The organism is Nonomuraea sp. NPDC047897 (genome assembly GCF_043204415.1).
GTDB lineage: Bacteria > Actinomycetota > Actinomycetes > Streptosporangiales > Streptosporangiaceae > Nonomuraea.
Map to the genome: position 1 here is coordinate 606,069 of NZ_JBIDCC010000002.1, position 24,499 is coordinate 630,567.

Annotated in this window: 20 protein-coding genes and 3 tRNA genes; 14 read left to right on the plus strand and 9 right to left on the minus strand. The window is 72.8% G+C overall.

Features of this window, described 5'->3' with window-relative positions:
• Nucleotides 1-105: 105 nt before the first annotated feature.
• From ACGF0J_RS06220 to ACGF0J_RS06230, 3 genes are all read right to left on the minus strand, one after another.
• The gene (locus ACGF0J_RS06220; RefSeq protein WP_393142458.1) at nucleotides 106-780 is read right to left on the minus strand and encodes an NAD-dependent epimerase/dehydratase family protein; all 675 of its coding nucleotides are present in this window, start codon (nucleotides 778-780) and stop codon (nucleotides 106-108) included.
• A 65-nt stretch (nucleotides 781-845) separates the two neighbouring features.
• Nucleotides 846-1,766, minus strand: coding sequence for a D-alanyl-D-alanine carboxypeptidase family protein (locus ACGF0J_RS06225; RefSeq protein WP_393142460.1), 921 nt, complete (start codon nucleotides 1,764-1,766; stop codon nucleotides 846-848).
• Between the two features lie 121 nt (nucleotides 1,767-1,887).
• Nucleotides 1,888-3,387 carry an alkaline phosphatase PhoX gene (locus ACGF0J_RS06230; RefSeq protein WP_393142462.1) on the minus strand — a complete coding sequence of 500 codons (1,500 nt, stop codon included), beginning with the start codon at nucleotides 3,385-3,387 and terminating at the stop codon, nucleotides 1,888-1,890.
• Between the two features lie 215 nt (nucleotides 3,388-3,602).
• On the opposite strand from ACGF0J_RS06230, the gene ACGF0J_RS06235 reads away from it, so the two are divergent.
• From ACGF0J_RS06235 to ACGF0J_RS06270, 8 genes are all read left to right on the plus strand, one after another.
• Entirely contained in the window at nucleotides 3,603-4,943 is a 1,341-nt protein-coding gene (locus ACGF0J_RS06235) for an ABC transporter substrate-binding protein (RefSeq protein WP_393142464.1), read from the plus strand.
• 2 nt (nucleotides 4,944-4,945) lie between these two features.
• Nucleotides 4,946-5,896: a carbohydrate ABC transporter permease gene (locus ACGF0J_RS06240; protein ID WP_393142466.1), complete on the plus strand. Its 951-nt coding sequence runs from the start codon at nucleotides 4,946-4,948 to the stop codon at nucleotides 5,894-5,896.
• Complete coding sequence (locus tag ACGF0J_RS06245) at nucleotides 5,890-6,735, plus strand: carbohydrate ABC transporter permease (protein ID WP_393142468.1); 846 nt, start codon at nucleotides 5,890-5,892, stop codon at nucleotides 6,733-6,735. Before ACGF0J_RS06240 ends, ACGF0J_RS06245 begins: the two co-directional genes overlap by 7 nt.
• Entirely contained in the window at nucleotides 6,732-8,681 is a 1,950-nt protein-coding gene (locus tag ACGF0J_RS06250; protein WP_393142471.1) for a beta-galactosidase, read from the plus strand. Before ACGF0J_RS06245 ends, ACGF0J_RS06250 begins: the two co-directional genes overlap by 4 nt.
• The gene (locus ACGF0J_RS06255; protein ID WP_393142473.1) at nucleotides 8,678-9,529 is read left to right on the plus strand and encodes an SDR family NAD(P)-dependent oxidoreductase; all 852 of its coding nucleotides are present in this window, start codon (nucleotides 8,678-8,680) and stop codon (nucleotides 9,527-9,529) included. Before ACGF0J_RS06250 ends, ACGF0J_RS06255 begins: the two co-directional genes overlap by 4 nt.
• Nucleotides 9,529-10,209, plus strand: a complete 681-nt coding sequence (locus ACGF0J_RS06260) for a FadR/GntR family transcriptional regulator (protein ID WP_393142721.1) — start codon at nucleotides 9,529-9,531, stop codon at nucleotides 10,207-10,209. The genes ACGF0J_RS06255 and ACGF0J_RS06260 overlap by 1 nt, the downstream gene beginning before the upstream one ends.
• Nucleotides 10,206-11,351: a galactonate dehydratase gene (dgoD, locus tag ACGF0J_RS06265; protein WP_393142476.1), complete on the plus strand. Its 1,146-nt coding sequence runs from the start codon at nucleotides 10,206-10,208 to the stop codon at nucleotides 11,349-11,351. The genes ACGF0J_RS06260 and dgoD overlap by 4 nt, the downstream gene beginning before the upstream one ends.
• A 102-nt stretch (nucleotides 11,352-11,453) precedes the next feature.
• Nucleotides 11,454-12,077 (plus strand): bifunctional 4-hydroxy-2-oxoglutarate aldolase/2-dehydro-3-deoxy-phosphogluconate aldolase, encoded by a 624-nt coding sequence (locus ACGF0J_RS06270; RefSeq protein ID WP_393142478.1) that lies wholly within the window; start codon nucleotides 11,454-11,456, stop codon nucleotides 12,075-12,077.
• Nucleotides 12,078-12,242: 165 nt separating this feature from the next.
• On the opposite strand, the gene ACGF0J_RS06275 is transcribed toward ACGF0J_RS06270, so the two are convergent.
• The 5 genes from ACGF0J_RS06275 to ACGF0J_RS06295 all read right to left on the minus strand — a co-directional run bounded on the left by ACGF0J_RS06275 (nucleotide 12,243) and on the right by ACGF0J_RS06295 (nucleotide 16,300).
• Nucleotides 12,243-14,066: an ABC transporter ATP-binding protein gene (locus ACGF0J_RS06275; protein ID WP_393142480.1), complete on the minus strand. Its 1,824-nt coding sequence runs from the start codon at nucleotides 14,064-14,066 to the stop codon at nucleotides 12,243-12,245.
• Complete coding sequence (locus ACGF0J_RS06280) at nucleotides 14,066-15,928, minus strand: ABC transporter ATP-binding protein (protein WP_393142483.1); 1,863 nt, start codon at nucleotides 15,926-15,928, stop codon at nucleotides 14,066-14,068. Before ACGF0J_RS06280 ends, ACGF0J_RS06275 begins: the two co-directional genes overlap by 1 nt.
• A gap of 133 nt (nucleotides 15,929-16,061) precedes the next feature.
• A tRNA-Val gene (locus ACGF0J_RS06285) sits at nucleotides 16,062-16,136 on the minus strand.
• Nucleotides 16,137-16,142: 6 nt separating this feature from the next.
• A tRNA-Cys gene (locus ACGF0J_RS06290) sits at nucleotides 16,143-16,213 on the minus strand.
• A gap of 15 nt (nucleotides 16,214-16,228) precedes the next feature.
• A tRNA-Gly gene (locus ACGF0J_RS06295) sits at nucleotides 16,229-16,300 on the minus strand.
• 130 nt (nucleotides 16,301-16,430) lie between these two features.
• Between ACGF0J_RS06295 and ACGF0J_RS06300 the strand changes: the two genes are divergently transcribed.
• Nucleotides 16,431-17,144, plus strand: coding sequence for an ArsR/SmtB family transcription factor (locus ACGF0J_RS06300; protein WP_393142485.1), 714 nt, complete (start codon nucleotides 16,431-16,433; stop codon nucleotides 17,142-17,144).
• A gap of 14 nt (nucleotides 17,145-17,158) precedes the next feature.
• Nucleotides 17,159-18,709, plus strand: coding sequence for a histidine ammonia-lyase (hutH, locus tag ACGF0J_RS06305; protein ID WP_393142487.1), 1,551 nt, complete (start codon nucleotides 17,159-17,161; stop codon nucleotides 18,707-18,709).
• 16 nt (nucleotides 18,710-18,725) lie between these two features.
• Here the strand turns inward: hutH and ACGF0J_RS06310 are convergent, their stop codons facing one another.
• Nucleotides 18,726-19,925, minus strand: a complete 1,200-nt coding sequence (locus ACGF0J_RS06310) for a Rid family hydrolase (RefSeq protein ID WP_393142489.1) — start codon at nucleotides 19,923-19,925, stop codon at nucleotides 18,726-18,728.
• A gap of 57 nt (nucleotides 19,926-19,982) precedes the next feature.
• Here ACGF0J_RS06310 and ACGF0J_RS06315 point away from each other — a divergent pair, with 57 nt between their 5' ends.
• From ACGF0J_RS06315 to ACGF0J_RS06330, 4 genes are all read left to right on the plus strand, one after another.
• Nucleotides 19,983-20,900 carry a LysR family transcriptional regulator gene (locus tag ACGF0J_RS06315; protein WP_393142491.1) on the plus strand — a complete coding sequence of 306 codons (918 nt, stop codon included), beginning with the start codon at nucleotides 19,983-19,985 and terminating at the stop codon, nucleotides 20,898-20,900.
• Nucleotides 20,876-21,877 (plus strand): chorismate-binding protein, encoded by a 1,002-nt coding sequence (locus ACGF0J_RS06320; RefSeq protein ID WP_393142493.1) that lies wholly within the window; start codon nucleotides 20,876-20,878, stop codon nucleotides 21,875-21,877. The genes ACGF0J_RS06315 and ACGF0J_RS06320 overlap by 25 nt, the downstream gene beginning before the upstream one ends.
• Nucleotides 21,878-22,708 carry an aminotransferase class IV gene (locus tag ACGF0J_RS06325; protein ID WP_393142495.1) on the plus strand — a complete coding sequence of 277 codons (831 nt, stop codon included), beginning with the start codon at nucleotides 21,878-21,880 and terminating at the stop codon, nucleotides 22,706-22,708.
• Between the two features lie 82 nt (nucleotides 22,709-22,790).
• Entirely contained in the window at nucleotides 22,791-24,497 is a 1,707-nt protein-coding gene (locus ACGF0J_RS06330; protein ID WP_393142497.1) for a protein kinase, read from the plus strand.
• Nucleotides 24,498-24,499: the final 2 nt, after the last annotated feature.

The window sequence follows — 24,499 nt, forward strand, 5'->3', positions numbered from 1 at the left end:
CCATCCCTGACTATTGAAAGTTGAACAGCCACTCCAGCGTTGATCGCGTCTCCTTTATTCCACAGCTTCACCGCAGCTTCACCGCGCAGCTGGCCGCGCGGGGCCTTATCGGGGGTGTGTGGGTCCGCCCGCGGCGGCGTTGATGGCGGCCGGCCCGAGCACCCGCTCGGGCGCCCCGTGCTCCGCGATCGCGATCATGGCCTGCCCGATCCGCTCGGTCGTGGTCACCGCCGACGGGAACAGCCGCCGCAGCACGGGGTAGAGCGGCACCGTCACCACGTACGCCAGCCGGTACCACCTGGTCCGCGAGGTGATCCCGTGCAGCGGCTGGATGTAGCCGGGCCGGAACATGTACGCCTCCAGCGGCAGCGCCAGCAGCGCGTTCTCGGTGGCGCCCTTGACCCTGGCCCACATCGCCCGGCCGCGCGCGTCGGTGCCCGCCCCCGAGACGTACACGAACGTGGAGCCGGGGCTCAGCCGGGCCAGCGTGGCGCCCGCCGCCAGCGTGACGTCGTAGGTGATCCGCCGGTAGTCCTGCTCGCCCATGCCGGCCGAGGAGACGCCGAGGCAGAAGAAACAGGCGTCGTAGCCGGCCAGCTCGGCCTCCAGCGGGGCCAGGTCGAGCAGGTCGGCGTGCACGATCTCGCGCAGCTTGGGATGTGACCGGCCGACGGGTGTCCGGCCGACCGTGAGCACCCGCTCGACACGCTCGTCGAGCAGGCACTCGCGCAGCACGCCCTGCCCGACCATGCCGGTGGCGCCGAAGATGATCACTCGCATGTCAGGCTCCGTTCCTGGCCCGCATGCTACCCATGATCGACCGGCCGGTCGCGTCCCGGGCGGGCTCAGACCCCTACGCGGCCGCCCCAGTCGAGGAGTGCGCGGGCCGTGTCGAAGCGGCGGCTGGAGACCGACTCGCCGAGCAGCACGCCCACCAGCAGCCGGCCGGCGCGCTCGCCCGCGAACGCCAGGCTGAACCCGGCCGCGCGGGTGAACCCGGTCTTCAGGCCGACCGCGCCGGGGCTGCCGAGCAGCTTGTTGGTGTTCGACCAGGTGTAGGAGCGGTGCGTGGCCGTCCGGGCGGCCGTGTGGCGGCGGGTGCTCGTCACCTGGCGAAGCAGCGGGTCGCGCAGTGCCTGGACGCCGAGCACCGCCTGGTCCCTGGCGGTCGAGTAGCCGTCGCTGCCCGGCATCGGCAGGCCGTCGGCGTTGACGTAGGAGGTGTCGTTCATGCCGAGCTGCCTGGCCGTGGCGTTCATCTTGGCCACGAACCCGCTCACCCCGGGGCCGTAGGTCCGGGCCAGCGCGTGGGCGGCGTCGGCGCCGGACGGCAGCATCAGCGCGTACAGCATGTCCTTGACCGGGAGCCGGTCGCCGGCGCGCAGGTAGGCGGTGGTGCCGCCGCCCGCGCGGGCGTAGCGCACGTCCTCGGGCCTGACCTCGACCAGGTCGCCCGGCTTGGCGGACTTGAGCACGAGGTAGGCGGTCATGGTCTTGGTGAGGCTGGCGATCGGCATGCGCCGGTTCTCGGCCTCGCGGAAGCGGACGGCGCCGGTCTCGGCGTCCACCAGGATGGCGGCCTTCCCGTACACCCTGGGAGGATCGATGACGGCCCGGGACGCGGCGGAATCGGCGGGCAGGACGGCGGGGGCCGCCACGGAGGGGACCTGCGGCGTGGCGGTCCGGGCATGTGCGGGCGCCGCGAGGCCCGTGATCAGCGCCAGGGCGCCGGCGCCGAGCAGCAGAGGAGCTTTCCGGTCATGCATGCGCCCCAGCCTGCCGGAAAATTGATGGCTGTTTGACTGATTTGGGCGTTTTGTCTGGTTTAAGTGTTGCTTTCCCGCCCTCCACCTGGGCTTTCGCGAAGGTAAATCTTTACCGCGAGGCTTACAGCGGTCCCCGCTGCCACGGCCCGCGGATGGCGTACGTCCGCCCGGGCGGGTCGAGGGCGGCCGTCGAGCCGAGCTGGTTGACGAACAGGGTGGAGCCGTCCGGGCTGAAACACGCCCCCGCGAACTCGCTGTCGTCGGCGACGTTCACCGCGAACTCGAACGGCTCGCCCCGCCGCGGGTCGAGCCCGATCAGGCGGTTGACGTTGACCAGCCCCGGGGCCAGCGGGTGCGGATCCGCGTCGGCGGAGCCGGCGTCGTCCTCGCACAGCACGATGCCGCCGCGCGGCGTGAACGTCAGGTTGTCGGGCGAGTCGAGCTCCTTGCGCCCCGGCGACTCGTACACCAGCACCAGGGTGCCGCCGTCGCGGCGGCCGGGAACGTAGCGCCAGACCTGCCCGTAGCCCTCCCGGTAGCCGTCGGCGCCGGGCGCGTCGCCGTTCTTGGCGTCGCCGCCGCTGGTGGAGTTGAAGAACACGCCGCCGTCGCCGTACCAGCAGCCCTCCAGGCGGTTGAACGTCGCCGCGCCCTTCGCCAGGCCCTGCCGGGCGCAGGTCGGGGCGCCGCCCTCCAGATCGGGGTCGGGGTCGTCGATCCGCACCCACTCCACCGGCAGCCGCGCGCCCATCGTCTGGCCCTCGCGGCAGTCGTAGCCGTCGACACCCCTGACCTTGAGCATCTCCAGCACGCCGCCGGCGGACAGGTCGTGCGGATCGCGCGGCCGGAACCGGTAGAAGCCGTCGGGCCGGCCCGCGTCGTCCTCCGTCTCGTACACGTAACCCGTGCGCGGATCGACGGCGACGGCCTCGTGCGAGAAGCGGCCCATCGCGGTGAGCGGCATCGACGCGGCCGGCCTGCCCGGCTCGGGGCCGCGCAGCGGCACCGCGAAGACGTAGCCGTGCTTGCGCCGCCAGCCCTGCGCCGGCCCGGCCGTGGTCTCCTCGCAGGTCAGCCAGCCGCGCCGGTGCAGCATCATGCCGCCGGCGCAGTTGACGATCGTGCCGTTGAGGCTGACGAAGTGCCGCACCACCTCGCCGCTGCGCAGGTCCACCTCCAGCGTGGTGGTGCCGCCGACGCCCAGCTCGTCGTAGCGGGTCGAGCCGGGCACGTGCACCCGGCCGGTCGGCGAGCCGGGGGCCGTGCGCACCTCGTGGTTGCGTACGAGCCGGACGGTGTGGCGACGGGTGCCGGGGAAGGCGGCCATGCCGTCGTGCGCGATGGGTGTCGGCACCCCGTCGGACATGGGCGTGCCCGTGCGCCCGAGCACGGTGTAGGAGAAGCCGGCCGGCAGGGCCAGCAGCTCTTCACCGGTGTTGCGCGACGCGACGCGGCGCAGCGCGCCGTAGCCCGCCTCTCCCGGGCGGGACGGCCTGCGGCCGGCGTCGGCCCAGGCGGCGTGGGCGCCCAGCGTCTGCACGGCCAGGCCGGTCGCCAGGCTGCTCGCCAGGCCGGTCGCCAGGGTGCCGCCGAGGAAGGATCGTCGGTCGAGCGCGGTCATGGGCTGCTCCTCGGGGACGTCCGTGGAGGGGAACGGGGCTGCCGTCAGCGTAAGCGCGATCTTGGATCGCCAGGAGGCCCAATCGGGCGTGTCGCGCGCCTGGAGCCCCCGCCCCGCAACGCTCGGGTAACGGCATTGCAATATTAATAAAATACCAATAATGTCTCTCACCAGCCGGAACGCGAGGTCGTGCGTTCCGTCGGAAGGGAGTCAGCATGGGATCCAAGCTTCCCCGGGTGGCCAGGGCGGTGGCCGCGGCCGCCGCGATCGGCCTCGCCGCGGCGTGCGGCGGAGGCGGCGGCCAGTCCGGCCCCGCGGCGGGCGGTGACCCGGCCCAGCCGGTCGAGCTCACGTTCTGGTCGTGGGTGCCCGACATCCAGAAGGCCGTCGACCAGTTCAACGCCGCCCACCCCGGCATCAAGGTCAAGCTGGAGACCATCACCCCCGGCCCCGACGGCGGCTACGCCAAGATGCTCGCCGCGGTCAAGGCCGGCAACGCGCCCGACGTGGCCCAGGTCGGCTACGACTCGCTGCCCTCGTTCCTCGTCAACGGCGCCCTGGAGGACGTGACCGAGCACGCCCGCGACGACGCGGCCACGTTCGTCGACTGGCAGTGGCAGACCGGCGTCTTCGGCGGCAAGGTCTACTCGATCCCGCAGGCCAGCGGCCCGATGGGTTTCTACTACCGCAAGGACCTGTTCGACAAGTGGGGCATCGAGGCGCCCAAGACGTGGGACGACTTCGCCGCGGCCGCCGCCACCATCCGCAAGAAGGACAAGGACGCCTACATCTCCACCTTCGCCGCCAACCAGGCGCCGTGGATGATCTCGCTGGCCCAGCAGGCCGGCCAGCAGTGGTTCGGCACCGAGGGCGACGCCTGGAAGGTGACGATCGACAACCCCGACACCCGCAGGATGGCCGGCTTCTGGCAGAAGTTGCTGGACGACAAGCTGCTCAAGACCGAGGCGGACATGTCCAACGCCTGGTACAAGGACCTGCAGACCGGCAGCATCGCAGGCTGGATCGGCGGCTCCTGGGGTGATGCGATCATCCGCGGCAACGCCCCCGACACCTCCGGCAAGTGGGCGGTCGCGCCGATGCCGCAGTGGCCCGGCGCCGCGACGTTCACCTCGGCGAGCTGGGGCGGCGGCTCGGCCTCGGCGATACTCAAGGGCACCGAGCACCCCGCGGCGGCCACCGAGTTCGCCGTCTGGCTCAACAGCGACCCGCGAAGCGTCAACACACTGCTGTCGGCGGGCTACGGCTGGCCGTCCATCAAGGACACCAGCCAGATCCCCAACCTGCAGAAGGACGACACCGTCTTCCCCTTCTACGGTGGCCAGAACATCTGGGACGTCTTCAAGGAGTCAGACGCGGCCGTGACCATGGACTGGCGCTGGCCGCCGGTGAGCGACGCCCTCTACGCCACGCTGACCGACAACGCCAAGGCCGCCGTCCAGGGCCAGGGCACGCTCGCCGACGCCTTCGCCAAGACCCAGCAGGCCATGGTCGAGCAGCTCAAGGCCAAGGGCCTCAACGTCGTGACGGGAGGCTGACGATGGCGGGGGTGCTGCAGCGGACCCCGACGACACCGGCCAGGGCGGGCGCCGCCCCGCGGCGCCCCCGCCGGCCCCGCGCGCACGTGGCCGTCTTCGTCGCGCCGTTCTTCGTGGCCTTCGCGCTGTTCTTCCTCGCGCCGATCGGCTACGCGATCCACCAGAGCTTCTTCCGGCTCACCAGCAGCGGCCTCGGCCTGACCGAGCCGGTGCTGGAGTTCGCCGGCCTCGACAACTACGTCACCGCGCTGACCGACGCCGCCTTCCTGACGAGCATCGGCCGGGTGCTGCTGTTCAGCCTCATCGAGGTGCCGACCATGGTGGTCTGCGCCCTGGCGCTGGCGCTGCTGCTCGACTCGGCGCGGGCCCGCTTCCGGGCGTTCTTCCGCGTCTCGTTCTTCCTGCCGTACGGCGTGCCCGGCGTGATCGCCTCGCTGCTGTGGGGCTTCCTCTACGTGCCGCAGACCAGCCCCCTCATCGACGTGCTCGCCGCGGCCGGGCTGCCGCACGACTTCCTCGGCCCCGACACGATCCTGCTGGCCATCGCCAACATCTCCACCTGGCAGTTCGCCGGCTACAACATGCTGGTCCTCATCGCCGGGCTGCAGGCCATCCCGCAGGAGCTGTACGAGGCCGCCCGGGTCGACGGGGCGAGCGAGACACGCATCGCCTGGCACGTCAAGATCCCGCTGGTGCGGGCGCCGCTCATCCTCATCACGGTCTTCACCCTCATCGGCACGCTGCAACTGTTCGTCGAGCCGCTCATCCTCAAACCGCTCACCACGGCCATCAACAGCGACTACACGCCCAACCTCGCGGCCTACAACCAGGCCTTCGGTCAGGCCAACATCCATCTCGCCTCGGCCGAGGCAACGCTCATCGCGATCATGGCGTTCGTGATCTCGTTCGGCTTCCTGCGGCTGGTCAACCGGAAGGGGAACAGGGCGTGGTGAACCGCATCCGTCCGGCCACGGTGGTGGTGCTCGCGCTGCTGTTCGCGGCCGCCGGCTACTTCCTGCTGCCGGTCGTCTGGGTGCTCATCGCCGCCACCAAGAGCACCTCCGACCTGTTCGGCACGTTCGGCCTCTGGTCGCCCGACCCGCAGCTCGGCGCCAACCTCGACCGCCTGTTCGGCACCGGTGACGGCCTGTTCGGCCGCTGGATACTCAACAGCTTCCTGTACGCCGGGCTCGGCGCGCTGGTGGCCACCCTGCTGTCGGCGGGCGCGGGCTACGCGATGGCGAAGTACCCCTTCCGCGGCCGGGAGGCGCTGTTCAACCTCGTGCTCGCCGGGGTGCTCGTGCCGTCCACGGTGCTCGCCCTGCCCACCTACCTGATCTTCAGCGAGGTGGGCATGACCGGCACCTTCTGGTCGGTGCTGCTGCCCAGCATGGTCAGCCCGTTCGGCGTCTACCTCGCCCGCATCCAGGCCCACGCCGCCATCCCCGACGCGCTGCTCGAGTCGGCCCGGCTCGACGGGGCGGGCGAGTACCGCATCTTCTTCGCCATCGCCCTGAAAATCATGAGCCCGGCACTGGTGACGATCTTCCTGTTCCAGTTCATCGGCATCTGGAACAATTACTTCCTGCCCCTGGTCATGCTGTCGGACCAACAGCTCTACCCCGTCACGCTCGGCCTGGCGCTGTGGAACTCCCAGACGTTCCGTGACCCGGCCTTCTTCGAGCTGACGGTCACGGGCGCGGCGGTGTCCGCACTCCTCCTCGTCCTCACCATGGCCTCGCTCCAGCGTTTCTGGCGAGCGGGGCTCACCGCAGGGAGCGTCAAAGGATGAACGTCCTGAGCAGCCGGCTCGGCTTCGGCGCCGACTACAACCCCGAACAGTGGTCGCCCGAAGTCTGGCGCGACGACATCCGCCTCATGCGCGAGGCCGGGGTCACCATCGTCACGCTGGGCATCTTCTCCTGGGCCACCGTCGAGCCGGAGCCGGGCCGGCACGACTTCGGCTGGCTCGACGAGGTCATGGACCTGCTCGGCGAAGCCGGCATCGACGTCTCCCTGGCCACCGGCACCGCCTCCCCGCCGTCGTGGCTGTCCCGCCGCCACCCCGAGACGCTCCCGGTCAACCGCGACGGCGTGCGCCTGTCACCCGGCTCCCGCCAGCACTACTGCCCCAGCTCGCCCGTCTACCGCGAGGCGGCCGTGAGCCTGGCCGTCCAGATGGCCAAGCGCTACGGCGCCCACCCGGCGCTCAAACTGTGGCACGTCGGCAACGAGTACGGCTGCCATGTCCAGGAGTGCTACTGCGACATCTCCGCGGACGACTTCCGCGACTGGCTGCGCGACCGCTACGGCGACCTCGACGCCCTCAACGCCGCCTGGTCCACCACGTTCTGGAGCCAGCGCGTCACCGACTGGGCCGACGTGCTGCCGCCACGCACCGCGCCCACCCTGCGCAACCCCGCCCAGGAGCTCGACTGGCGCCGCTTCAGCTCCGACGCGCTGCTGGCCTGCTACCGCGCCGAACGCGCCGCGCTCCAGGAGCTCACCCCCGACGTGCCCATCACCACCAACATCATGGGCATGTGGGAGCCGGTCGCCGACTACGCCTCCTGGGCCGGCGACTTCGACATCGTGGCACTCGACATCTACCCCGAGCCGAAGGACCCCGCGGCCCACATCGACGCCGCCTTCTTCCACGACCAGATGCGTTCCCTCGGCGGCGGCCGGCCCTACATGATGATGGAGACCGCCACCAGCGCCATCAGCTACCGCCCGCCCAACCGTCCCAAGCGGTCCGGCCTCAACCGGCTGTGGAGCCACCAGGCGGTGGCGCGCGGCGCCGACGCGGTCATGTACTTCCAGTGGCGGGCCTCGGCCGGCGGGGCGGAGAAGTTCCACTCCGCCGTCGTCTCCCACGGCGGCTCCGACAACCGGATCTTCCGCGAGGCCGCCGCGCTCGGCGCCGAACTGGCCACCCTGTCCGGCGTGGCCGGCGGCCGGGTGCCCGCCGAGGTGGCCATCGTCCACGACTACGCCAACTGGTGGGCCCTCGAACTGGACGCCCGGCCGGGCGAGCTGAAGATCCCCGAGCGGGTGCGCGCCCACTACGCGCCGCTGTGGCACGCCAACGTCACCGTCGACGTGGTCCCGCCCGAGGCCGACCTGTCGGCGTACAAGCTGGTCGTCGTCCCCAACCTCTACCTGTGCACCGACGCGGCCGCCGACGGCCTGCGGCGCTACGTCGCGGGCGGCGGCCACCTGCTCATGTCGTTCTTCAGCGGCATCGCCGACGAGTGCGACCGGATCAGGCTCGGCGGCTACCCGGGCGCCTTCCGCGAGCTGCTCGGGCTGCGGGTGGAGGAGTTCTGGCCGCTCAGCGACGGCGAGCGGGCCGGGCTCAGCTCCGGCGGCGACGCCGACCTGTGGGCCGACCACATCGTGCCCGAGGGCGCCGAGGTGCTCGCCGCCTACACCGGCGGGCCGCTGGCGGGCCTGCCCGCCGTGACCCGGCACGCGTTCGGCGCCGGCACCGCCACCTACCTCGGCACCCGGCCCGACGAGCGGGCCATGCGCGACCTCGTCGCCGACACCCTCCGGCTGGCGGGCGTCGCCCCCGTCGCCGCGGGCCTGCCCGCCGGGGTGGAGGCCGTCCGCCGCGGCTCCCACCTGTTCCTGCTCAACCACAACGACCACCCCGTCCACGCGGCCGGCGCCGACCTCGCACCGCTCGACGTCGCGGTCCTGCCGCTCCGCCACGACCCCGTGGAGGGCGCGTGAGCGGCCGCTTCACCGGCATGCGCGCCGTCGTGACGGGCGGCGCGTCGGGCATCGGCGCGGCCACGGCCCGCCGCCTGGCCGCCGAGGGCGCCACCGTCCTGGTCGTCGACCTCGCCCCGCCGTCACCCGCCGCCGACAGCCGCACCACCGCCCCACCCGATCCGTCCTCGGGGCGGGCGGGCGACGTAGCGGAGCCATCCGCCGGAGGGGCGGTGGCGCGCGTCGGCCACCTCCAGGGCGATGCACCCGTGCCGTCCCCCGGAGGGGTCGCGGCGCGCATCGACCACCTCCAGGGCGACGTCTCGGCCGAGGAGACCTGGGACCGGGTGGCCGCCTGGGGACCCATCGACGTGATCGTGAGCAACGCCGCCCTCGCGCAGGTGGCGCCCGCCCACGAGACGACGGTCGAGTCGTGGAACCGGCAGCTCGGGGTCAACCTCACCGCCACCTTCCTGGCCGCCCGCAAGCTGCTGCCCGCGCTGGCCGTCACCGGCGGCGCCATGGTGGTCACCTCGTCGGTCCACGCCCTCGTGGGCCTGCCCGGCCACCCCGCCTATGCGGCGGCCAAGGGCGGGCTGACCGCCCTCACCCGGCAGCTCGCCGTCGAGTACGGTCCCGCCGTACGCGTCAACTGCGTCATCCCTGGTCCGATCATGACGCCGGCCTGGGACCGGGTCGACGAAGAGGGCCGCGCGGACAGCGTCCGGGCGACCGTGCTCGACCGGTTCGGCACCCCCGACGAGGTGGCCTCGGCCATCGCGTTCCTCGCCTCCCCCGAGGCGTCGTACATCACGGGCGCCTGCCTGGTGGTCGACGGCGGCTGGAGTGTCGTGAAGGACTCGGCGTGATGGCGGCCTACAGCGGACGCGGCCTGCACGGGCAGACGGTCGAGGCGATCGCCGCGATGATCTTCGGTGGTGAGTACGAGGAGGGCGACGCCCTCGACGTCGTCGCCCTGCAGGAACGGCTCGGCGTCAGCTCCACCGCCCTCCGCGAGGCGATGAAGGTGCTGACCGCCAAGGGCCTCATCGAGGCCCGGCCGAAGCTCGGCACCCACGTACGCCCCCGCGCCGACTGGAACCTCCTCGACGGCGACGTCATCAGGTGGAAGTTCGCCGGCCACCCCGACCCCGGTTTCCTGCACGACCTGCACGAACTGAGGTCCATCGTGGAGCCGTCCGTCGCCCGGCTGGCCGCCCGGCGCCGCACCCCGCGGCAGCTCGACGACCTGCGCCGCGCACTCGACCGGATGAGGGAGGGCAGCGACCCGGTCGCGGCCGACCTCGACTTCCACCGCGCGCTGCTGGCGGCGGGGGGCAACGAGCTGCTCGTCCGCATGGACGTCGTCATGGGGGCGGGGCTCGCCGGACGCGACAGGCTCGTCCATGCCTCCAGCGGCAGCGACGACCCGGTGCCCAGCCATCTCGCGGTCCTGGAGGCCATCGCCCGGGGCGACGCCGGGGCCGCCGAGTCGGCCATGCGGGAGCTGCTGGAGAAGGCCTGGCGTGACGTGGCGGGCCTGCTGTGAAGATCGCCAGGATCGAGACGTTCCTGGTCCCACCGCGGTGGCTGTTCTGCCGCGTGGAGACGGACGACGGGGTGGTCGGGTGGGGCGAGCCCGTCGTCGAAGGGCGGGCCGAGGTCGTCCGCACGGCCGTCGAGGTGTTGGCCGAATACCTCATCGGCCAGGACGCCCTCCGCATCGAGGACCACTGGCAGGTGCTCACCAAGGGCGGGTTCTACCGGGGCGGCCCCGTCCTGTCGAGTGCGGTCGCCGGACTGGACCAAGCCCTGTGGGACATCGCGGGAAAGCACTACGGGGCCCCGGTGCACGAACTGCTCGGCGGCCCCGTACGCGACCGGATCCGGGTCTACGCCTGGGTCGGCGGCGACGACCCGGGCGAGCTGCGCGAAGAGATCGGCAAGCAGGTCGAGGCCGGGTTCACCGCGGTCAAGATGAACGGCTCAGGACTGCTGCCCCGCTCGCTCACCAGCTCCGACCTGGCGGCCGTGGTCGCCCGGGCCGAGGTCGCCCGGTCCGTCCTCGGGCCAGGCCGAGACTTCGCGATCGACCTGCACGGCCGGGCCGGCGTCGCCGACGCCCGGCGGATCGTGGCGGCGGTGGCGGAGCTGCACCCCATGTTCGTCGAGGAGCCGCTGGCACCCGGCTTTCTGCACCGGCTCCCCGACCTCACCGCCGCGACGGAGGTGCCGATCGCGCTCGGCGAACGTCTCTACTCCCGCGGCGACTTCCTGCCCGCCCTCACCTCCGGCCTGGCCGTGGCGCAGCCCGACCTCTCACACGCCGGCGGCATCTCCGAGGTGCGGCGGATCGCCTCGCTGGCCGAGACGTTCGACGTGCAGCTCGCCCCGCACTGCCCACTCGGTCCCATCGCCCTGGCCGCCAGCCTGCAGGTCGGCTTCGCCACGCCCAACTTCCTCATCCAGGAGCAGAGCATCGGCATCCACTACAACGGCGACACCGAGTTCCTCGACTACGTGATCGACCCTGCCCCGTTCACCTTCGCCGCGGGCCACGCCCACCGCACGTCCGCACCGGGCCTCGGCGTCGAGGTCGACGAGCAGGCCGTACGGAGGGCCGACCGTCACCCGCACGCGTGGCGCAACCCGGTATGGCGCCACGAGGACGGCTCCATGGCCGAATGGTGACCACGAAGCGAGGAGCGGCCCGGACACCGCGAGACCCACCGGTGGCGCCGGGGGTAGTGCGGTGATTCCGTCCCGGACAGCAGGTGAGACGAGGTGTTGAGCATGGACCTGATCGAGGTGCTCGGCGGCAGGCGGCTGCTGGCCATCGTGCGCGGCCGCGACCCGGAGGCGGCGGTGCGCACCGCGCACGTGCTCGTGGAGGAAGGGATCGACGTCCTGGAGGTGTCGCTGAGCGGTGCCGACGCGCCGGCGGTCATCGCCAGGATTCACGCGGAGCTGGGCTCCGACGTCGTCCTCGGCGCGGGGACCGTCCTGACAGCCGTTGACGCGGACGAGGCCGTGGCGGCCGGGGCGGCGTTCGTGGTGACGCCCGCGTTGAGCGAGGGGGCCACGCGGGCGGTGTCCCGCGGCGTGCCCGCCCTGATCGGCGCGCTGACGCCCACCGAGCTGTGGAACGCCGCCCAGGCGGGCGCGGCGGCGGTGAAGGTCTTCCCGGCCTCCCTCGGCGGCCCGCCCTATCTGGCCGCGCTCCGCGACCCGTTTCCCTCCGTGCCGCTGGTGCCGGTCGGCGGTGTCGCCGCGCACCAGGTGCGCGCCTACCTCGACGCGGGGGCGCTGGCGGTGGGCGTCGGCTCCCCCTTGACGGGTGACGCTCCCCACGGCGGTGACCTCGCGGCCCTGCGCACCCGGGCCCGCCGCTTCCGCGCCGAACTGGATACAGGATGACCACCTCTCCGGCTGCCGGCACCGAACCGGCGACCCTCGTCGGCGATCGAGCGCGTCGGCTATGTCCAGCAGGTCGTTCACCTGTGCGCCTTCCCTGGGACTCATGCGGTGGAAAACCGGTCGGACTCAGGGCAGGGCTTGCCCTTCGCCAGGCTGCGGAAGCGGTCAGGTTCCGCCGACGGCGACGAAGCCGGAGCCGGCGCGGTAGTGCGGGGACTGGTGGCGGAAGTAGGTGTTGTACACCTGGCAGTAGCGGCCTCCGCGGGCCAGCAGGGTCGGATGGTCGCCTTCCTCGACGACACGGCCGTGGTCGAGCACGAGAATGCGGTCGACGTGCTCGATCGTGGACAGGCGGTGGGCGATGACGATCGAGGTGCGGCCCGCCAGCACCACGTCGAGCCCTTCCTGGATCTGCGCCTCGGTCAGCGGGTCGACGCTGGCGGTGGCCTCGTCCAGCACCACGATCGCCGGGTCCTGGACGAGCAGCCGGGCCAGCGCCACGAGCTGACGCTGGCCCATGGACAGGGCGCGGCCGTGCTCGCCCACGTCGGTGCGCAGGCCGTCGGGCAGGGCGTCGACCCAGTCGCCGCCGCCGACCGCCGCGGCCGCGGCGAGCACCTCCTCGTGGGTGGCCTCCGGCCGGGGGTAGCGGATGTTGTCGGCGACCGTGCCGCTGAACAGGAACGGCACCTGCGGCACGGCGCCGATCTGCCGGCGGTAGCCGGACAGGTCGAGGGTGCGGATGTCGCAGCCGTCGATGAGCAGCCGGCCTTCCTGGAACTCGTAGAACCGGGTGATCAACTTGCTGAGCGTCGACTTGCCGGCCCCGGTGTGGCCGACCAGCGCCACGGTCTCGCCGGCCTCGATGACCAGGTCGAAGTCGCGCAGCACGGGACTGCCCGGGACGTAGCCGAAGGTCACCTGCCGGAACTCGATCCGTCCCGCCAGCCTGCCCACCGGCTGCGGGTCGGTCTGCACGACCCTGGGCGGGGCGTCGATCAGCGCGAAGACTCGCTCGGAGGCCGACAGACCCTGCTGGAACTGCGACCAGAACGCGGCGATGGACGTCAGCGGGAACCAGAAGAGCGCCACGCCCTGCAGGAAGAGGAACCAGTCGCCGGCCGACAGGCTGCCGCCGAGCACCCGCGCGCCGCCGAGCTGCACCAGCGCCACGGTCGCCAGCCCCGCCACCAGGAAGAGCACGGGGAAGATGGACGAGAAGACGAAGCCCTGCCCGAGTGTCACCCGGTAGCTCTGCTGGTTGATCGGCCGGAACTCGTCGTACACCTGCCGCTCCTGGCGGAAGTTCTTGGCCACGGTGATGCCGCCCATGGTCTCCTGCAGGTTGGCGTTGACCCGGCTGAGCGACCGCTGGGCCCGGCGCGTGCTGGTGCGGGCGATCCGCCGGAACAGCAGCGCGATGCCCACGATGACGGGCACCATGAGCAGGGTGAGCAGGGCCAGCTCGGCGCTGCGCAGGAAGAGCAGCCCGGTCACGAGGCCCACCATCAGCACCTGGCTGATCAGGTCCATCGTGAGCGTGGACACCGTGGCGAAGTCGTCGGTGTCGGACGTCACCCGGCTGACGATCTTGCCGGAGGGCGTCTCGTCGTAGAACGACAGGTCACGCTCCAGGACCGCGTCGAACGCGTCCTCCCGGAGCCGGAGGACGACGTCTCCGGTGACGCGCGCGCTCTGCCACTGCCGGATGAAGTTGAAGCCCCACCCGAGCGCCCCGGCCAGCAGCATCCCCAGGGTGACCTGCGGGCCCACGTCGGCGATCGTGCCCTGCTGGAGGGCGTCGACCGCCAGGCTGCCCAGGAACGGCAGGGCGGCCTGGCTGACGGAGCCCAGCACGATCATGACGGCGACCAGGGCCATGACGCGGAGCTTGGGCCGGAAGTAGGACATGATCCGGCGCAGCAGGGCACGGTCGCTGTAGGTGCGGTCGTAGTCCTCGGCGTCGAGACCGTCCATGATGAAGCCCATCAGGCCACCCCTCCCTGCTCGCCCGCGCGCCCGCCCGCCGCGGCCGCGATCCTGCCGTCGCCCCCTGGATCGCCGTCCGAGCCGTCCAGGTCCACCTCGTCGTAGTGGGAGAAGATCCGCCGGTAGAGGGGGCTGCGCGCGATCAGCTCGTCGTGCGTGCCGCAGTCGACCAGCTCGCCGCGCCGCAGCAGCAGCACCTTGTCCGCCCACCGGATCTGCGACAGCCGGTGGGTGATCAGCAGCGTGGTGCGCCCGTCGAGGATGCGGCCGATCGCCTGCTGGATGAGGTCCTCGGTGGCCGAGTCGATGGCGCTGGTGGAGTCGTCCAGCACGAGGATCGCCGGGTCGGTCAGCAGCGCCCGTGCGATGGCCAGCCGCTGGCGCTGCCCACCCGACAGGGTGACGCCCCGCTCGCCGATGACGGTGTCGTAGCCGTCTGCCAGCTCGGCGATGAACTCGGCCGCCTGCGCGTCCTCCGCCGCCCGCACCACGGCCTCGCGGTCGGCCCGCTGGCCGAGGCTGAACGCGATGTTCTCGGCCACCGTGCGGGAGAACAGCACGATGTCCTGCTCGATGGTGGAGATCTGCGAGCGCAGTGAGTCGAGCCGCCACTCGCGCACGTCGACGCCGTCGACCAGGATCCGGCCCGAGGTGACGTCGTAGATGCGGGGGACCAGCTTGGTCAGCGTGCTCTTGCCGGAGCCCGTCTCGCCGACGATCGCGACGGTCTCACCGGGGCGCACGGTGAACGACACGCCGCGGAGCACCGGCTCGCCGCCCTCGTAGCCGAACGTGACGTCGTCGAAGACGATCTCGCCCCTGATCGGGGCGGTGCGGCCGTCCGGCCGCTGCTCCAACTCGTCGTCGGACGTCATGAGGGCGAGGATGCGGCGCGAGGAGACGATGCCGATCTGCACCAGTGAGAACGTGAAGATGGACATCTGGGCCGGGAACCCGAGCATGCCCATGAGGCCCATGAACGACACCAGCTCGCCCACGGTGATCACGCCCGTGCCGTGCAGGTGGAGGCCGTGCCACAGCGCCGCCGCCATGGTGAGGGAGAACAGCAGCGTGGGCAGGTAGCGGGCCTGGACCAGGCCGTTGCGGGCGAAGGAGTCGCGGTAGCGGCGGGCCAGGGTGCGGAACCGCTGCCGCTCCTGCGCCTCCTGCGCGGTCACCTTGATCACTTCGATGCCGCGCACGGCCTGGTTGAGGCCGGCATTGAGGTCGCCGAACTCCTCGCGCATCCGGCTCGCCACCGGGTTGAGCCGGCGCATGTACTGCCACAGGGCGGCGGCGAACACGACCGCGAACACGCCGGGCACGAGCAGCAGCCGCGGGTCGATCGCGCCGATGAAGAACAGCGGCACGAGCCCGGTCAGCCCCGAGTCGACGATCAGGTCGATCCCAGGAGTGATCATGATGGAGAGCTGCCGGATGTCGTTGGCGGCCCGGGCCATCAGGTCGCCGACCCGCTGGCGGTTGTGGAAGGTCTGGCTCTTGCCGAGCAGGCTCACGTAGAGCTCGTCGCGGGCGTCGCGCTCCAGCCGCTTGGCCAGGACCTCGCTGGACAGGCGGGCGACCAGGTCGAAGACACCTCGCGCCAGCACGATGGCCAGCAGCGCGAGCGCGACGAGCCCGAGCGCCGCGACCGGGTCGCCGCGCTCACCCAGGACGGCGTCGAACGCGTCGCCGGTCAGATCGGGCACCATGGCGTTGAGCACGACCATCACCAGCGACCCGCCGAGGAAGCCCGCCAGATGCACGGGATGGCGGCGCATGTGCGACCAGAGCCAGCGCACCGGGCCCCGCCGATCATGGCGCTGCCCGGACACGGAGAACTCCGAACTGCTGGCGGTCACAGGCGGGCTCCCTGACGTCGGGTCGAATGCTTGTCGAACTCGTTTTCTAGCATTCGCCACCGACAGAAAGCCAACGATTATCGCCCGCCCGGGAACGACGAAAGGCCCCGGCCAGGGGCCGGGGCCTTTCGGATGGTGGACGATACTGGGATTGAACCAGTGACCTCTTCCGTGTCAGGGAAGCGCTCTCCCGCTGAGCTAATCGTCCTCGCCGAGGTGGAGACGGGATTCGAACCCGTGTAGACGGCTTTGCAGGCCGCTGCCTCGCCTCTCGGCCACTCCACCGAGCCGGAAGCTCCGAGCGGAAGACGGGATTCGAACCCGCGACCCTCACCTTGGCAAGGTGATGCTCTACCACTGAGCCACTTCCGCGTCGCCGCCGCTTGATGCGGTGACGAGAGAACTCTAGCGAATCTCGGCCGAGTCCCCAAACCGGAGGAGCGCGGGTCAGGGCGGCACGCTTCGACACGGCCCGAAACGTCCACGGGTTAGGGTCGGAGCCATGGCAGCCGAGCACGTCGCACGCGACGCCGACATCGCACCGGTGGCGGCGCTGATCGCCGACCCCACCAGAGCCGCGATCCTGACGGCCCTGCTCGGCGGCCGGGCGCTCGCCGCGGGCGAGCTCGCCAGGCTGGCCGGGGTCAGCGCCGCCACCGCCAGCGCCCACCTGTCCCGCCTGCTCGACGGGCGGCTCGTCGACGTCGTACGGCAGGGCAGGCACCGCTACTACCGGCTGGCCGGGCACGAGGTCGCCGAGGTGCTGGAGGTGCTGGCCAGGGTCGGCACCCGCCCGCCCGTACGGTCGCTGCGCCAGTCCCGGCAGGCGCGCCTGCTGGAGGAGGCCCGCACCTGCTACGACCACCTGGCCGGGCGGGCCGGCGTCGGCCTGCTGGACCGGCTGCGCGGGGAAGGCCACCTCGACGGCGAGGAGGTCACGCCCGCGGGGGAGCGGCTGCTGGCGCGGCTCGGCGTCGACGTGGCGGCGGCGCGGCGCGCCAGGCGGCGCTTCGCCCCCGAGTGCCTCGACTGGACCGAGCGCAGGGCCCACCTCGGCGGGGCGCTCGGCGCGGCGGTGACGGGCGCCCTGCTGGACCTCGGCTGGTACGTCGAAGGACCGGTGCCGAGGGCGGTGACCCTGACCGAGGAGGGCAGGGGAGGGCTGGCCACGCTGTTCTCCGGTAAGGAGCTAACATCGCATACGCCGGTTACTTAGCGAGAGAGAGCACCATGCGCGACAACGGAGTCGTGAACGTCGGCCCCGAGCCCCTGACCTTCGACGACGTCATCCGGGTGGCCCGGCTCGGCGCCGCCGTCCAGCTCACCGACGACGCCGTCGCGGCGATCGCGGCCGCCCGGCAGCGGGTGGACGAGCTGGCCGAGAGCCCCACCCCCGCCTACGGCGTCTCCACCGGGTTCGGCGCGCTCGCCACCCGGCACATCGACCCCGCGCTGCGCGCCCAGCTCCAGCGCTCCCTCGTCCGATCCCACGCGGCGGGCAGCGGCCCGGAGGTGGAGCAGGAGGTCGTGCGCGCCCTCATGCTGCTGCGCCTGCACACGCTCGCCACCGGCCACACCGGCATCCGGCCGACCACGGCCAAGACCCTCGCCGCGCTCATCAGCGCCGGGATCACGCCGGTGGTGCACGAGTTCGGCAGCCTCGGCTGCTCCGGCGACCTCGCGCCGCTCGCGCACGTCGCGCTCACCCTCATGGGCGAGGGTGTCGTCCGCGACGGCTCGGGCCGGCTCACCTCGGCCGCCGAGGCGCTCAAGCAGGCCGGCGTCGAGCCCGTCGAACTGGCCGCCAAGGAGGGCCTGGCGCTCATCAACGGCACCGACGGCATGCTCGGCATGCTGATCCTCGCCATCGCCGACCTGACGAGGCTCGTCCGCACGGCCGACATCAGCGCCGCGATGAGCGTCGAGGCGCTCCTCGGCACCGACCGCGTCTTCGCCCCCGAGCTGCAGGCGCTGCGCCCGCAGCCCGGCCAGGCCCTCGCCGCGGCCAACATGACGAGAATCCTGGCCGGCTCCGGGATCATGGACAGTCACCGCGACCCGGGCTCCTGCACCCGGGTCCAGGACGCCTACTCCCTGCGCTGCGCCCCGCAGGTGGCAGGGGCGGCGCGCGACACGATCGCGCACGCCGCCAACGTCGCCACCTGGGAGCTGGCCAGCGCCGTCGACAACCCGGCCGTCCTCGCCGACGGCCGCGTGGAGTCCAACGGCAACTTCCACGGCGCGCCCGTGGCGTACGTGCTCGACTTCCTCGCGATCGTGGCCGCGGACCTGGCCTCGATGTCGGAGCGCCGCACCGACCGCTTCCTCGACGTGGCCCGCAACCACGGCCTGCCCGCGTTCCTGGCCGACGACCCGGGCGTCGACTCCGGCCACATGATCGCTCAGTACACCCAGGCGGCCGTCGTCTCCGAGCTGAAGCGCCTGGCCGTGCCCGCCAGCGTCGACTCGATCCCCAGCTCCGCCATGCAGGAGGACCACGTCTCGATGGGCTGGTCGGCGGCGCGCAAGCTGCGCAGGTCCGTCGACGGGCTCACCCGCGTGCTCGCCGTCGAGGTCCTCACCGCGGCCCGCGCGATCGACCTGCGCGCGCCGCTCACCCCCGCCCCGGCCACGGCCGCGGTGGTGCGGGCGCTGCGCGAGACGGTGCCGGGGCCCGGCCCCGACCGCTTCCTGGCGCCGGAGATCGAGTCGGCGGTCCGCCTGGTGGCGGACGGCTCCGTGGTGGCCGCCGTGGAGGCCGTCACCGGCCCGCTCGCCTGATCAGCGCGGTCGCCGGTCAGGGCAGGGCGACGACGAGGTCCACCTCCAGCAGCAGCCCCGGCATGAACAGCCGGGGCACCTCCACGGTGGTGCTGGCCGGCGGCGTGCCGGTGATGTACGCGCGGCGCACCGCGCCGTACTCCGCGCGCAGGTCCATGTCCGTCAGGTACGTCCTGACGAACGTGACGTCCTCGAACCCGGCGCCCTGGTCGGCGAGGATGCGCGACAGGCACCGGAAGACGTGCTCTGCCTGCGCCGTCATGTCGCCCTCGCCCACCACGGCGCCCCGCTCGTCGAGGGCGGCCTGACCGGAGACGTACAGCGTGTCGCCGGCCCGCACCGCGTGCGAGTACATGCCGTTCGTGGCGGGCACGGTCGGCAGGTTCAGCGGCACCGCCCGCCCACGGCGGACCGGCGGCTCGGCGGACAGGTGCGCGGCGATCGCCGTCAGGTCCCGGTCGCCGAGACCGGCCGCCTCCGCCTCCTGCAGCCGCCTGCGGGCGGCCGTGGCCAGTGACGCGCCGTCCCAGGCGGCCAGGGACAGGTCCTTGGCGGCCAGGCCGAGCGCGTACCCGGTCCGCCCGGCGGGGACCCGCAGCCGCTCGGCGAGCCCGCCCAGCGGGGTGGCCGCCAGCACGTCCGCCAGCGCGGCACGCGGCACGCCGTGCGCCTCGCCGTACGCGAACGTCTCCGCCAGCAGCACCTGGGCCGGGACGAGCGCGCTCATGACGGCGAGTTTCAGCGCCGCGCCCGCGCCCAGCGGCCCCGCCTCCCGGACGGCGCCGAACACCCCGAGCACCGCCCGGCACCCCGCGCCGTCGACGCCGGGACCGGACAGGCCCCCCGCCAGGACGGTGAGCGTGCCCTCGGCGGCCGGCCCCACACTGCCCAGCACGGGGGCGTCCACCAGGCCGACGGAGCCGGGCAGCAGCGCGCGCAGCCCCGCCACGGCCTCCGGCCCGACGGTGGACATCTCCACCACCGTCGCCCCGGCGCGCAGCCCGGGCAGCGCCGCCGCCAGCACCTCGCGCACCGCGGCCGGGTCGCGCAGCATGGTGATCACCAGGTCGGCCCCGGCCACCGCCTCGGCCACCGAAAGGCCCGCGCCACGCCGCCACACCGTCACCCGGTGCCCGCTCTCCGCCAGCCGCCGGGCCATGGGCACGCCCATGCGGCCCTGCCCGAGAAATGCGATCTGTCCCTCGTATGTCGTCATGCGAGCAGTGAAGCCCACCCCGAGAGATTCCACCACCGACTAGATTACATACCAGCCATGACTGACACGCATGCCCTCGACACCGGTGCGCTCCGCCTGTTCGACGAGGTCGCCAGGAGCGGCTCCTTCACCGCCGCCGCCGAACTGCTCGGCTACACCCAGTCGGCAGTCTCCCGGCGCGTCGCCGCCCTGGAGCGCGCCGCCGGCGGACCGCTGTTCGAGCGGCTGGCCCGCGGGGTGCGGCTGACCCCCGCCGGGCTGGCACTGCACCGGCACGCCGTCGCCGTGCTCGACCGGCTCGACCGCGCAGGGGAGGAGCTGGCCGCCATCCACCGCGGCAGCGGCGGCACGCTGCGCGTCGGCGCGTTCGCCACCGCCAACGTGGACCTGGTGCCCGGCGCGCTCAGCAGGTTCGCCGCGGCGCGGCCGGACGTCGGGCTGCGGCTGGTCGAAGGGCTGACCGGCCACCTGGTCGAACGGCTCCGCGCCGGCGCGCTGGACGTCGCCGTGATCAGCGACTACCCGGCCGGCCTGCCCGCCGAGGCCGACCATCTGGTCCGGCTCGGCGAGGACCGGCTGCTGGTGGCGCTGCCCGCCGCCCACCGGCTGGCCGCAGAGGAGAGCGTCCGGCTGCGCGACCTGGCGGCGGAGAGCTGGATCGAGGCCGCGCCGCGCGGGCAGCCGACACTGCTGTCCGCCGCCTGCGCCGCCGCCGGGTTCACCCCGCGCGGCGGGCTGCGCGTGGCGGAGTGGTCGGGCAAGTTCGGCTTCGTCGCCGCCGGGCTCGGAGTGACGCTCGTGCCCGGGCTGGCGGCGCGGGCCGTGCCCGCCGGAGTGGTGCTGCGGCCGCTGCGCGGGACCGCGCCCGCACGCACCGTGTACGCGGCCCTGCCGCCCACCCCGCTGCCCGCCGCGCTGGAGCTCGTCCGGCTGCTGGGAGAATGGCAGGCGTGCACGACGGCTACGCCCACGTAGGCCGGCTTCTCGCCACGGGCCTGCGCGACCTCACCACCGACCTGTCCGCCCTCGACGGACAGGGCTGGTGGGCCGTGGTCGTCGACTTCGAGGGCAAGGTGACGTGCGCGCGCTTCGAGCACGTACGGCCCGCCCCCCTGCCCGCCCCGGCCGGACCGTGGCGGGGCCCCCGCCCGCACGAGTGGCGCAGCTCCCTCGACCGGCCCGCCTACGAGCGGGGCGTGCGCGCCATCCGCGCCTACATCGAGCAGGGCGAGGTCTACCAGGCCAACCTGTGCCGGGTGCTGTCCGCGCCCGTGCCGCCCGACGCCGACCCGCTCGCCCTGGCCGCCCGGCTGGCCGAGGGCAACCCCGCCCCGTACGCCGCCGTCGTCCGGGTGCCCGGCATGGCCGTGGTGTCGGCGTCGCCCGAGCTCTACCTGTCGCGCGACGGCGACGTGATCGAGTCCCGGCCCATCAAGGGCACCGGCGTCACCGCCGCCGACCTGCTGGAGAAGGACTACGCCGAGAACGTCATGATCGTCGACCTGGTCCGCAACGACCTCGGCCGGGTCGCCGAGGTCGGCTCCGTCGAGGTGCCCGCGCTGTGCGCCGTCGAGGAGCACCCCGGCCTGGTGCACCTCGTGTCCACCGTGCGCGCCAGGCTGCTGCCCGAGGCGGGCTGGGCCGAGCTGTTCGCGGCGACGTTCCCCCCGGGATCGGTCACCGGCGCCCCCAAGTCGTCGGCGCTGCGCATCATCAACGAACTCGAACCCGAGCCCCGCGGGCCTTACTGTGGGGCTGTGGGCTGGGTCGACGCCGACCGTCGCAGGGCGGCGCTGGCCGTGGGCATCCGTACATTCCAGATCTCCGCCGAGGAGATCCGGTTCGGCACGGGAGCGGGCATCACCTGGGGCAGCGACCCGCGGCGTGAGTGGCTCGAGACCGAGCTGAAAGCGTCCAGGCTCATCTCACTGGCATCCACAGGAGGCATCTGAATGAACATCCCTGTCTGGGTCAACGGGGAGCTGCTCGACCCCCCGCAGGCCGTGGTCTCGGTGTTCGACCACGGGTTGATGGTCGGCGACGGCGTGTTCGAGACCGTCAAGATCGTGCGCGGCCGCTCGTTCGCCCTCACCCGCCACCTCGACCGGCTCAGGCTCTCCGCCCGGCGCATGGACCTGCCCGAGCCGGACGTCGGCGCCATCGCCGAGGGCGTCGAGAAGCTGCTGGCCGCCGCGCCGGACTGGCCGCTCGGCCGCATCCGCATCACCTACACCAGCGGCCCGGGCCCGCTCGGCTCCGACCGCGGCGACCAGGGGACGACCTCCGTCGTGATCGTGGACGAGCAGAAGCCGTTCCCCGCCGCCGCCGCCGTCACCGTCGTCCCGTGGCCGCGCAACGAGCGCGGCGCGCTGGCCGGCGTCAAGAGCACCTCCTACGGAGACAACGCCAAGGCCCTCGCCTACGCCAAGGCGCGCGGCGGCGGCGAGGCCCTCTTCGGCAACCTCGCCGGCGACCTGTGCGAGGGCACCGGCTCCAACGTGTTCATCGTGCGCGACGGTCGGCTGATCACCCCGACGCTGGCCTCCGGCTGCCTGGCCGGCGTCACGCGGGCGCTGGTGCTGGAGTGGTGCGGCGGCGAGGAGGCCGACGTCCCCCTGTCGGCCCTGTACGAGGCCGAGGAGGCGTTCCTCACCTCCACCACCCGCGACGTCCAGCCGATCCGGCTCGTCGACGACCGCGAACTGCCGGCCGCACCCGGCCCCGTCACCGCCGAGGCCATGCGGGTCTTCGCCGAGCGCTCGGCCGCCGACCTCGACCCCTGAGCCGCTCCGGCTTCTTCCAGACGTCCCGGATGTTTCCGTACGTCCCGGATGTTTCCGTACGTTTTGTGTGAGGTGAGGTCGGGTGGTCACGGGCGCGCTCCGGAAGGGAGACCCGGAGCGGTTAGGCGTCCACCGGGTCGTCGGCAGGCTCGGGCAGGGCGGCCAGGGGATCGTCTACCTCGGGGAGACCCCCGCCGGGGAGCGGGTCGCCATCAAGGTCATGACAGGCGTCATCGACCGGTCGTTCGACCGTGAGCTGGCCGCAGCCCGCCAGGTGGACGAGTTCTGCACCGCCCGGCTGATCGCCGCCGACCTCGACCACGACCCGCCGTACGTGGTGAGCGAGTTCATCGACGGCCCGCCGCTGGCGGCGATCGCCCCGCTGGGCGGCGCGGCGCTGACGAGGCTGGCCGTCGGCACGGCGACCGCGCTCACCGCCATCCACCGCGCCGGGGTCGTGCACCGCGACTTCAAACCCGGCAACGTGCTGATGGGCCCCGACGGGCCGCGCGTCATCGACTTCGGCATCGCCCGGCTCGCCGACGTCACCACCCGCAGCGGCCTGGCCGGCACGCCGCCGTACATGGCGCCCGAGCAGTTCGGCGACGGCCCGTCCGGCCCGCCGGCCGACGTGTTCGCCTGGGGGTCGACGATGGTGTTCGCCGCCACCGGGCGGGCCCCGTTCGGCGGCGACACGATCGGGGCGGTGATCCACCGGATCATCCACGCCGAACCCGACCTGGGAGCGCTGCCCGGGCCGTTGCGCGGCGTCGTCGCGCGCTGCCTGGCCAAGGCCCCGGCGGCCCGGCCGACTGCCCGCGACGTGCTGCTCGAACTCCTCGGCGAGGCTCCTGCGCTCGGCGTGGACCCTGTGCTGCGCGCGGACGGTGCGCTGGCCGAGGTACCGACGCGGCCCCTGTCCCGCAGGCGGATGCTGATCGGCGGCGCCGCGGCGACCCTCGCCGTGGCGGCCGCGGGCGGCACCCTGCTCTGGCGGTCGGCCCACGGCACCCCTGCCGGACGCACCGGCCCCCCCTCGGACGCCGCTCCTACCGGGGAACCCGGCACGGCCCGGCCCTCCACCGGAACACCCGCCACCGGGACACCGGCCACCGGCCCCGCGCCGGAGACCGGGACGTCACCCCCCGCCGCCGAGCGGCTGGCGCTCATGGCGGCGATCCAGAGCGCGCTCGCCGCCACGCCGATGGCCGACCTCGACTACGAGGGCGGCCTCGACCAGAGCGAGTTCACCGCCGAGGCCACCGGCCGGCTCGCCTACGACGCGAGCACACCCACGGCCGCATCGGCCGTGAACCTCGAACTGTCGATCAGCGCGCCGCGCGTCAGCGGCCGGCAGGGCGAGGTCACCGTCATCCAGAACGGCGAGAACCCCGGCTACTACCAGCGGGGCAGGAAGATCAGCGGGGAGCCGGGCGAACTCCTCGACCACGCCGGGCATATCGCCCTCATGGCGTCGGTGGCGACGCTCACCGAACTCGTCGCACTCACCCCGGTGCCCCGCCGCTCGAAAAGGACCTACAGCGGCGCGCTGCGGGCCACGGAGAGCCATCAGGCGATGCGCGACGAGCTCATGAAGATCGCGGGAGGGTGGACGGAGGAGGAGCTGGCCAGGACCACGCTCACCTGGAAGACCGAACTGGACGCCGACGGCCGGCCGACGATGTTCCTGCTGAGCTGGAAGTACCCCATCGAGGGCACCGTGCTGACCTCCACCTGGCAGACCCGCTACCGGGCCTGGCGCGACGGGACGATCTCCGCGGCCCGGTAGCG

Excerpts from the sequence above, each read along its gene's own strand:
- ACGF0J_RS06235 (WP_393142464.1), top strand. The coding sequence starts at position 3,603 with ATGGGATCCAAGCTTCCCCGGGTGGCCAGGGCGGTGGCCGCGGCCGCC.
- ACGF0J_RS06250 (WP_393142471.1), top strand. The coding sequence starts at position 6,732 with ATGAACGTCCTGAGCAGCCGGCTCGGCTTCGGCGCCGACTACAACCCC.
- ACGF0J_RS06240 (WP_393142466.1), top strand. The coding sequence starts at position 4,946 with ATGGCGGGGGTGCTGCAGCGGACCCCGACGACACCGGCCAGGGCGGGC.
- ACGF0J_RS06220 (WP_393142458.1), bottom strand. The coding sequence starts at position 780 with ATGCGAGTGATCATCTTCGGCGCCACCGGCATGGTCGGGCAGGGCGTG.
- ACGF0J_RS06275 (WP_393142480.1), bottom strand. The coding sequence starts at position 14,066 with ATGGGCTTCATCATGGACGGTCTCGACGCCGAGGACTACGACCGCACC.
- ACGF0J_RS06315 (WP_393142491.1), top strand. The coding sequence starts at position 19,983 with ATGACTGACACGCATGCCCTCGACACCGGTGCGCTCCGCCTGTTCGAC.
- ACGF0J_RS06300 (WP_393142485.1), top strand. The coding sequence starts at position 16,431 with ATGGCAGCCGAGCACGTCGCACGCGACGCCGACATCGCACCGGTGGCG.
- ACGF0J_RS06260 (WP_393142721.1), top strand. The coding sequence starts at position 9,529 with ATGGCGGCCTACAGCGGACGCGGCCTGCACGGGCAGACGGTCGAGGCG.
- ACGF0J_RS06325 (WP_393142495.1), top strand. The coding sequence starts at position 21,878 with ATGAACATCCCTGTCTGGGTCAACGGGGAGCTGCTCGACCCCCCGCAG.
- ACGF0J_RS06310 (WP_393142489.1), bottom strand. The coding sequence starts at position 19,925 with ATGACGACATACGAGGGACAGATCGCATTTCTCGGGCAGGGCCGCATG.
- hutH (WP_393142487.1), top strand. The coding sequence starts at position 17,159 with ATGCGCGACAACGGAGTCGTGAACGTCGGCCCCGAGCCCCTGACCTTC.
- ACGF0J_RS06230 (WP_393142462.1), bottom strand. The coding sequence starts at position 3,387 with ATGACCGCGCTCGACCGACGATCCTTCCTCGGCGGCACCCTGGCGACC.
- ACGF0J_RS06270 (WP_393142478.1), top strand. The coding sequence starts at position 11,454 with ATGGACCTGATCGAGGTGCTCGGCGGCAGGCGGCTGCTGGCCATCGTG.
- ACGF0J_RS06225 (WP_393142460.1), bottom strand. The coding sequence starts at position 1,766 with ATGCATGACCGGAAAGCTCCTCTGCTGCTCGGCGCCGGCGCCCTGGCG.